General features: G+C 44.5%; 10 protein-coding genes, 1 pseudogene and 1 riboswitch. Of the genes and pseudogenes, 6 read left to right on the top strand and 5 right to left on the bottom strand.

Annotation, left to right across the window (positions count from 1 at the left end; all coding sequences use genetic code 11):
- Nucleotides 1-232: 232 nt before the first annotated feature.
- Nucleotides 233-934, bottom strand: coding sequence for a phosphoadenylyl-sulfate reductase (locus tag B3O33_RS06025; RefSeq protein WP_292361842.1), 702 nt, complete (start codon nucleotides 932-934; stop codon nucleotides 233-235).
- A gap of 33 nt (nucleotides 935-967) precedes the next feature.
- Nucleotides 968-1,768, bottom strand: a complete 801-nt coding sequence (locus B3O33_RS06020) for a sulfite exporter TauE/SafE family protein (RefSeq protein ID WP_292361841.1) — start codon at nucleotides 1,766-1,768, stop codon at nucleotides 968-970.
- 250 nt (nucleotides 1,769-2,018) lie between these two features.
- Here B3O33_RS06020 and B3O33_RS06015 point away from each other — a divergent pair, with 250 nt between their 5' ends.
- The 6 genes from B3O33_RS06015 (at nucleotide 2,019) to pnuC (ending at nucleotide 7,386) form a co-directional block, all read left to right on the top strand.
- On the top strand, nucleotides 2,019-2,363 hold the full coding sequence (locus B3O33_RS06015) for a hypothetical protein (RefSeq protein WP_292361840.1): 345 nt from the start codon (nucleotides 2,019-2,021) through the stop codon (nucleotides 2,361-2,363).
- Nucleotides 2,364-2,445: 82 nt separating this feature from the next.
- Nucleotides 2,446-3,366, top strand: a complete 921-nt coding sequence (gene cysB, locus B3O33_RS06010) for an HTH-type transcriptional regulator CysB (RefSeq protein ID WP_292361839.1) — start codon at nucleotides 2,446-2,448, stop codon at nucleotides 3,364-3,366.
- Nucleotides 3,367-3,453: 87 nt separating this feature from the next.
- Nucleotides 3,454-4,023 carry an SRPBCC family protein gene (locus B3O33_RS06005; RefSeq protein ID WP_292361838.1) on the top strand — a complete coding sequence of 190 codons (570 nt, stop codon included), beginning with the start codon at nucleotides 3,454-3,456 and terminating at the stop codon, nucleotides 4,021-4,023.
- A 113-nt stretch (nucleotides 4,024-4,136) separates the two neighbouring features.
- A riboswitch (TPP riboswitch) is annotated at nucleotides 4,137-4,243 on the top strand.
- A gap of 61 nt (nucleotides 4,244-4,304) precedes the next feature.
- Complete coding sequence (locus tag B3O33_RS06000; RefSeq protein WP_292361837.1) at nucleotides 4,305-6,461, top strand: TonB-dependent receptor; 2,157 nt, start codon at nucleotides 4,305-4,307, stop codon at nucleotides 6,459-6,461.
- A gap of 44 nt (nucleotides 6,462-6,505) precedes the next feature.
- Entirely contained in the window at nucleotides 6,506-6,763 is a 258-nt protein-coding gene (locus tag B3O33_RS05995) for a YkoF family thiamine/hydroxymethylpyrimidine-binding protein (protein ID WP_292361836.1), read from the top strand.
- A complete protein-coding gene (gene pnuC / locus B3O33_RS05990) occupies nucleotides 6,763-7,386 on the top strand; it encodes a nicotinamide riboside transporter PnuC (protein WP_292361835.1) in 624 nt (207 codons plus the stop codon). The genes B3O33_RS05995 and pnuC overlap by 1 nt, the downstream gene beginning before the upstream one ends.
- On the opposite strand, the gene B3O33_RS05985 is transcribed toward pnuC, so the two are convergent.
- From B3O33_RS05985 to B3O33_RS05975, 3 genes and pseudogenes are all read right to left on the bottom strand, one after another.
- A complete protein-coding gene (locus B3O33_RS05985; RefSeq protein WP_292363187.1) occupies nucleotides 7,383-8,270 on the bottom strand; it encodes a phosphotransferase in 888 nt (295 codons plus the stop codon). The two genes, pnuC and B3O33_RS05985, sit on opposite strands and share 4 nt — an antisense overlap.
- Nucleotides 8,264-8,938 carry an SDR family oxidoreductase gene (locus B3O33_RS05980; protein ID WP_292361833.1) on the bottom strand — a complete coding sequence of 225 codons (675 nt, stop codon included), beginning with the start codon at nucleotides 8,936-8,938 and terminating at the stop codon, nucleotides 8,264-8,266. Before B3O33_RS05980 ends, B3O33_RS05985 begins: the two co-directional genes overlap by 7 nt.
- Before the next feature lie 10 nt (nucleotides 8,939-8,948).
- Nucleotides 8,949-9,151 (bottom strand): annotated as a pseudogene (locus B3O33_RS05975) (S-methyl-5-thioribose-1-phosphate isomerase); the annotation flags it as partial.

The following is a 9,151-nucleotide window of genomic DNA, read 5'->3' as shown; positions in this document are numbered from 1 at the left end:
CCACTGCTGGAGGCTATTTTTTTGTCTCACAAGGCGGAAATGATGCGATGTAGTTGCTCTACATAAGTCATTTCCAACGCCGTGAGGCGGAAAAATAGTCCCAGCCCTGCGGGTTGTGGCTGAAAATACACCACTCCGCGTTACTAGTCGTTTATTTAGAATAACTAAACTGCTCTCCTCGCGCCTTGATTGGTGTATTTTCAGTCACAACAGAGGCGGCTATGAAAGAGCATCAGACCCTACCCTTTACGTGTAAGCCACATTCTTTGGTTTCCGGGTTTTCCCACCACCAGCGGCCCGCCCGAATATCTTCACCCGGGGTAATCGCTCTGGTGCATGGCGCACAGCCAATACTGGCGTAGCCCTGGTTGTGCAGTTCATTAAAAGGAACATCAAAGGCGCGGATATATTTCCATACTTCGCCATTGGACCAGTCCGTCAGTGGACTGAATTTTTGCAACTCATGATCAGCATCCCATTCAGATACCGGCAGTTCATTTCGCGTCACCGACTGTGATCGGCGCATGCCTGTCAGCCAGGCTTTTTTGCCGGTTAAAGCACGGTTTAATGGTGCTACTTTCCGGATACCACAGCATTGTTTGCGTAAGTCAACACTGTCATAAAAGGCATTCGGGCCATTGTGTGTGACAAATTGTTGAAGGCTCAATGCATCCGGATAATAAACCTCAACCTCAAGCTGATAATGCTTTTTAGCCTGCTGCATTAAATCATAGGTTTCCTTGGGCAGTCGACCGGTATCTAGCGTAAAAATACCGATTTCTGGTGCGAATTTAGCAATCATATCCATCAGCACCATATCCTCGGCACCATAACTGGTCGCTAATACCGCAGGACTATAGTCCGTCACTATCTGCTCCAGCAGTTGTTTTGCTGTATCAATTTTCAGTTGAAGTTTTTCACTAATATCTGTCATGTCGAATTACTTTTTTATTCATTTATTTATGTTTTACAGTAAACATTTAATACCCACCATCAGTAAAATGACGGCGAGTAATGGCCGTAAAATCTTGTCTGAAATCCGTATCCCCAAGTGAGAACCAATATATATACCGGGCAATGATCCCATCAGCAAATAAGATAACAGTGACCAATCAACGGTACCCACTGCGGAGTGCCCCAGTCCGGCTACGGCTGTCAGTGGTACAGCATGAGCAATATCGGTTGCCACAATTTCCACACCACGCATTCGCGGATACAGAAACAATAAAACGACAGCTCCCAACGCTCCAGCTCCCACTGAAGAGAGTGTCACCATCACCCCCAATAAAGCCCCGACAATAACCGTAGCTGGCGCTTTTATGGTTTCATCCTGGCGTAACCGGTAAAGGTAATTTACAAAGGGGTGCCCTTTTCGCGCTTTCAGAATACCAGCCAGCCAGTCTTTCAAAAGCAGGGCACTGGAAGTCAAAATCAACGCCACCCCCAGTGCAATGGTAATTAGCTCATTATGCTTTCCTTCATGCACACCCGTTGCACTGAGAAACCATAACGTTAACAGTGTCGCCGGCAGACTGCCCGCTGCAAGACGCCAAACTACACGCCAATGCACTACACCGTGTCGCCAGTACGCCCAGATCCCTCCCGCCTTGGTCACCGCGGCAAACAACAGATCCGTTCCTACTGCAACGGCAGGCTGAATACCAAAACCAAAAATCAGAATGGGTGTCATTAAAGACCCTCCACCGACTCCTGTCATACCGACCATAATACCTACACCGAGGCCTGCCAGTAGAAAACCCCATTCCATCTATTAATTTAACCTTCTAACCTGCTTCATTGCGGCAAGTTTACCATCTGGCAATATTCAATCAATGAATATTATTTTTTATCTATATAAAAAATTAATATATAAAGACTTCTATGGCTAAAGGTTGAATTATCGCAGCGTTAACACAGCCTTAACCTCTTGCGATAGAGACTGTTTACTGTTCACATTTCTTTCACGGTATTTAACCGATGCTCTAACTCCAAATCCACTCTAGGATGAGAGGCTGAAAATGACAACTTATCGAATTTTGTTAGTTATAACAGCAGTATGTTCTGCGCTTATTACTGCAGTATTTATAAATCCGGTTAATTCCAGCGGTTCGCGCCAGCCGTTACAATTCGAGATCCCACATATTCCTTACACTCTCGACAATGAGCGTAATCTGACGGCTGATCCATTAACTCTGGCGCTCAGAATGTGTACTGCAGATGGCTGTGAATATATCGCTTTGTCACCAGATGATTCACAACATTTTTTAAGCACCGAAAACGAAGCTGAAACGCAAAACAGTGATTTCCAACGCACAGTCCCTTTGCACTTACCGCAACGGGGTGTGCCGATCATTGAAATGTGACATTACCCAGAAATGTGTTGATTGATTTTTTATCTATTTTTTTTATATCTTTACCTTTTCTAATAACTAAATCGGATAAACCATGAAGTTGCAGCAACTCAAATATGTTCGCGAAGTCGCGCGCCGGGGCCTCAGCATATCCGCCGCAGCACAAGCGCTTCATGCTTCTCAGCCAGGTGTCAGTAATCAGATACAATTGCTGGAAGATGAACTAGGTTTATTAATTTTCGAACGACATGGAAAACGCTTATCCGCCATTACCCCTCTGGGTGAATCCGTGATAGCCATGGCTGAGCGAGTATTACAGGAAGTCGACAATTTACGAGAACAAGCCGCAGACAGTCGTCATGAAAAAAAGGGCACACTTTCAATCGGCACCACGCATACTCAGGCACGCTATGCCCTGCCAAAAGCAATCAAAGCTTTTTCAGAACAATATCCAGATGTTCATTTGAATATGGTGCAAGGCACTCCTCCCGAAGTAGCAGAGATGGCAGCCACCGGAAAAGTTGATTTAGCGATCGCAACAGAAGGGTTGTCCAAATTTGATAATCTGGCAATTCTGCCATGCTATGAATGGAATCGAACCGTCATTACACCACCCGGTCATCCACTTTTAAAGGAAAAAAAACTAACGCTTGAAGCTATTTCGCAATATCCCATCCTGACTTATGTGATGGGGTTTACCGGACGTGCTCAGCAGGACCAATCTTTTATTGAACGCGGCCTAAAGCCCAATGTCGTCTTCACCGCAACTGATGCCGATGTTATCAAGACCTACGTGGAACTCGGTCTTGGCATAGGCATTATAGCCAGCATGGCATTTGATCCTGTAAAAGATGCGCCATTGCAGGCAATGGATGCCAGTGGTTTATTTAAACCAAGTACAACCCATATGGGGATACGCAAAGGCAGCTACCTTCGTGGTTACAGCTATGCTTTTATTGAGTTTTTTGCCCCACATTTACAACGTGACACGATCCGGAACGCCATTGCATTGTGAAATTTTCCCTTTGGCATTTTGGAATGTAATGGTAGTTTATTTGGGCTGATTTTTAGCATTTCAAATGAAATATAAGAAGGAAATATAATGAAAGCTGTATTAAAAGGCCTTTTAACAGGCTTGTTCCTATTGCCAGCATTAGTATTTGCCCATGGTGCTTCACGTTTACAAGTTGAAGAAACAGTGCTGATTAATGCTGATGCTGACATCGTCTGGGAAATGGTTAAAGATTTTGACAGTCTGCATAAATGGCACCCGGCCATTATTTCTACCGACGCGCAAGGTGGAAATGAAGTGGGTGCCACTCGCATTCTAACGTTGAAAAATGATTCCACCATCACTGAAACGTTGAAAAAGTTTGATGAAGAAACCAAGAGCTTTATGTATGAAATCAATGAAATGAGCTCTGTGGGTCAAGTGGATATCGAAGGTGAAATGCATGATATCCCTGCGGTTCCGGTCAGCAAATACAAAGCCTGGGTGACGGTTGAAGCAGAAGGCGATCAAACCAAGGTCATCTGGTTAGCCAAATTTTTCCGTGGTTATACCGGCAATCATCATGAACCTAAAGAGCTGAATGACGAAACGGCAACCAATGCCATTCAGGGCATTTTCCGTTCAGGTCTGGATACTTTGAAAGCTAAAATCGAAAACTAAGTTATTCATCACTTGAACATTTAAGGCATCTTCGGATGCCTTTTTTGTATGTGATAGAAAATATTAATGATGGGAAAAAAGCATATTTTTCTGTATATTTACTCTACTTGCTAATACAAGCCTCGGGGTGGTCGCAAGGCCTGAGATTCACCAGTTTGGTGGAGACCCGATGAACCTGATCCAGGTAATACTGGCGTAGGGACAGGCGGCAACACCTTCTTGCTAGATCAATGCAAATGGCGTGATCCCCTGTCCTTTTTATGAAATTAAAAAGGATAGTCATGAAACCCACCCTGCTTTCCATTGCAGTTACCAGCGCGCTTTTTTCACCATGCGCAGTTGCTCAGAACAACAGTACCGATCTACCCTCCATGCTAGTTAGCGCTGACTTTCGTCCGGCCGAAGCACAGGACATTCCCGTCAGTCTGACCACATTTGATGAAGATATTATTGAATCGCGTGGCGCTCAGCATATTGAAGATGTGTTGAATCTGGCACCTAATGTAAACCTTTCCAGCGGTGCGTCTCGTGGCCAGTTTTTTCAGATCCGCGGTATTGGTGAACGAAGTGAGTTTCTGGCGCCTCTTAATCCATCAGTCGGCCTATATATTGATGGTATAGATTTTAGCCGCAGTGGCGGCGCAGCTACTTTATTTGATATTGAGAAAGTAGAAGTATTACGCGGCCCACAGGGTACGTTGTATGGTGCCAATGCATTAGCTGGCGTTATTAATATGCAAAGCAAACAGGCGACCAATGATCTGGATATGAACTTTCAGTCCACTATTGGCAATTACAATACGCGCAGTGTTGGTGTTGCCGTTGGCGGCCCACTGATTAAAGACACATTACTGGGACGGATAGCCGTACATACCCATCGTTCAGATGGTTATATGGATAACGATTTTCTGGGTCGGGATAATACGCAAAATCAGGATGAACTGACTGCCCGCGGACATTTAAAATGGCTGGTCAGTAATGATCTGACCATTGATCTTAATTTACTACATTTGAATATTGACAATGGTTACGACGCTTTCACACTGGATAACAGTCGAAACAGCCTGTCAGATCAGCCTGGTAAAGACAAACAGCATACCAATGCGTTTGCATTGAATACTGACTGGCGTGCCAACAGTAAAGTGCAATTGCAATCAACCTTGACCTATTCCAAATCTGATTTGGAATATAGTTACGATGATGACTGGTCATTTAAAACACAATTTCCTGTTGATGCTACCTGTGTGGATGCCGATGAAGACAATGATGCATTTAACTGTCCTTATAGTGGTTTTGATCAATATAAGCGTGAACGGGAAAATTATTCATTTGAATTCAGGGCTCTATCAAATGAAGATGGTCGTATTTTTTCTGATACAACCGATTGGTCCGTTGGTATTTATCTCGCCGATCAACGTCAGGACTTAAAACGCACCTATTTTGCGAATGCCATTGATAGTGATGCAGTTTTTCCGTTTGCTTTAGATAATACTTATAAAACGTTTAATAGCGCCATTTATGGCCAACTTGATACTGCCTTAACCGATAAGCTGACTTTAATAACCGGTTTACGCGTTGAACATTGGGACGCTGATTATGAGGATTCGCAAGGATTGGATCTCGATGACAACGATGTATTATTCGGTGGCAAAGTCGGTCTGAATTATCAGTTCCGCCCACAACACCTTTTATACACATCATTATCCCGCGGCTACAAAGCTGGGGGGGTTAATACGGAAGCAGATCTGGCTTCCGGCTTACGCAAATTCAATAATGAATATTTATGGAATCTGGAAGCCGGCATGAAGTCATTGTGGCTGGATGGCAGTCTGGTGACCGATATCACCGCATTTTATGGTTTACGAAAAGATGCCCAGGTAAAAACATCTGTCAGTGTTCCTCGTGATGGTGGCGGCACCCGTTTTATCGATTATCAGGATAATGCAGCCAAAGGTCGTAATATGGGCATTGAAGCAAGTGTTGACTGGTTGATCAATGAACGAATAAGAACCTTTGCAGCATTAGGTCTTTTACACGCGACATTTGACGAATACAACAACCCTGAACTGGATGAGGCTGGTTTAAATATTCAGGGCAGAAGGCAGGCTCATGCTCCAGCCTACACTTTCAGTGTTGGCAGTGAAGTCTATCTGACCCCGCAATGGACTCTTCGCGCCAATGTTGAGGGCAAGGATGAGTTCTATTACTCCAACAGCCATAATGCGAAATCCAGTTCTTACGCCATTACCAATGCCAGTTTGCAGTACCAGCAGCAAAACTGGACATTTACCTTATGGGGACGCAACCTGTTTGATAAAGATTATTACACTCGCGGCTTCTTCTTTGGTATCGATCCTTCCACGGAATATGAAGATCGGGTTTATACCCAGTATGCCGATCCTCGTACTTTTGGCATGACTGTTTCTTACGACTACTAATTTATACGGGGCACAGTAGTGCCCCACTTTTTCCGGAAATCATTATGCGAATTTCAGTTGATATCAGCCTTTATCCGCTGACAGAACAATTTGTCGAACCAATTCTGGCGTTTATTGCCAAGTTGGAAAACAATCCGAAACTGATTGTGCATCGTAATACTTTGAGCACCCAGATTTTTGGTGAATATCGTGATGTAATGGATGCAATGGACAGCGAAATTGAAGCTGTATTTGCCCAACTGCCTCATAGTGTTTTTGTGTTGAAACTGATTGGTAACGATCGTCATCAAGTTAAAGACTGATGTCTGAGTCAGGTTGGTGGGATATTACGCTAGCTGGATTGGTGTCCATGAGTGGCTGGGAAGTATTTGCCGCGCTGCTTGGCATCGGTTATATCCTGTTTGCTGCCCGTGAATCCCAATGGTGCTGGCCATTAGCGTTTATCAGTACCATTATTTACACCATCCTGTTTTGGGAAAATCAGTTACCAATGCAGGCTCTGCTCAACCTGTATTACATCGGTATGGCGGTCTATGGCTTTATTCTCTGGCATCGTCATGAAAACCAGACGGCAGAACTGAATATTCACAGCTGGCCGTGGCAATATCATCTTATCTTTATTGCCACTGGCGGGTTTCTCAGCCTGGTATTTGGCTATTACCTATCGGCACACGCCACGCAATATCCCTATCTGGATGCTGCAGTGATGGTGTTTTCAGTGATGAATACCGTTTTGATGGCGCGTAAAGTTCTGGAAAACTGGCTGTATTGGCAAGTTATCAACAGCTCGGCGATTGTACTTTATGCATTGACCGGTTTTTACGCCACCATTGTCATGTTCAGTATTTATCTGTTTCTCGCCATGGCCGGGTATTTTAAATGGCGTCAGTTATTAGCAAAACAACACCAGACCCAACAAGCTTAACTGAACCGTTCAGGATGATTGAGCCACAAATTCAAATCTGTCTCACCTAGCACATTCATTAAAAAAAGTAATAAACGGTATGGCAGCCGAACAGCCGTCAGATTAGGAATGGTCTGATGGTTCAGATATTCAACTGCAAAAAGCTCAGCCTGTTGTTGATCCAATAAATATTCCAGCAAAACAAATTCTAATGTTTGGGGGCCATAGACAATCGCATCCAAATCGACCAAGGCAGAGAGCTGGTCCTGCTGCATCAGAAATTGATCCCATCGCAAATCAGGCATTATGGGTACAAACATCTTTTCACAAAGCTGTTCAGCTTGGATAAAGACCTGCTGTAAAACAGCCTGATCAATTGCAGGCTTTTGTTGCTGTATCAGTAATTCTATCGTTGATTTCAGGCGTAGCGGCCACTCTGCAGCGGTAAATTGCGGCTGTTGCACATTCCCCCACTTTGAATGCTGCTGTTGATGCACCGATCCAAGGTGTTTTGCCAGGGACTTAATCGTATGCTGATTTACAGCTAAAGCGTGCACATCATTTCCAGGCAACCAACGGGTCAAAACAAACTCTGCTGCCTCAGCGGCCATTAAGGATGGGACACTTAAAGAACTGATATTTGATATCTGTTGATAAACTTCTGCAATATTTCCCAATGACACTGGGAAATTGATGGCAAACAGGCTATTCATGCCACGCCAGAAAGCCGACTGTTGAATCGTGTCATGATCACACCGCTTCAACACCATCGGTCCATCAACGGTTTCACAAAACCAGAGTTGATGACTACTATCGCTAAACTGGGCAGGTATTCTACTTGGCGGCTTTTGCAGGTCCGGCAAGGCTTTTTGCTGCTGTTGTGAAAGCGATGGGTAGTTTACCAAGGCAGCACTTCACCATTCATATGCCAGAACGTACCAGTGTTATCAATATTCAACTCAGCCATGCGATCCAGCAAACCTTTTGCCGATTCATCCGCATCAATCAAGCCACCATGCCCTGTCATATCGGTTCTCACCCAACCAGGATGCAGAATTGCCACAGCAATACCTTTAGGTTTCAAATCGATTGATAGCGACTTGCCCGCCGCATTTACAGCCGCTTTAGACATGCGGTAAGCATAACTACCACCGGAATCATTATCCGCAATTGAGCCCATTCGGCTGGTGATGATACCCACCTTGCTACCCTGAGACAGATGATTCACTAATGACTGGGTAGTCAATAACGGACCAAGACTGTTTACATCAAACATGCTTTTAAAACTTTCAATAGCATTCGAATCAATATCATTGAGCCCTAAACCTGCGGCGATACCGGCATTATTTATCAGCCAATCAATTTTACGATCGCCGAGTTTTTCCGAAAGTGCTTTCAGACTGATAGGATCGCTGACTTCCACATCTTCAATAATTTCCACATCCAGTTCGGCCAATGCCGGAGAGCGATGACGACAAGTCGCAATCACATCAAAGCCACGTGCTTTTAATTGCCGGCAGAGTTCAAGCCCGATGCCTCTGTTGCTGCCGGTTACCAGTGCGGTTTGTGACATATCCTGCTCCTTAGTTGTGCTTACGAAGGTTTTTCATTGTAGTCGCTGATGGCGACAACACAACGCCTGCTTCAGTAACAATAGCGTTTATCAGCCCTGCCGGTGTGACGTCAAAGGCCGGATTGGAAACCTGAACGCCATCTGGCGCAATTTGCTGGCTACCAATATGTGTTATTTCAGTTGCTGGTCGTTGTTCAATTGGAATAAGTTCAC

The sequence above is a fragment of the Methylophaga sp. UBA1464 genome, from assembly GCF_002325665.1.
Lineage (GTDB): Bacteria > Pseudomonadota > Gammaproteobacteria > Nitrosococcales > Methylophagaceae > Methylophaga.
Note: the sequence above shows the minus strand (reverse complement) of the source record. Positions and strands in the feature narration are given on the sequence as shown.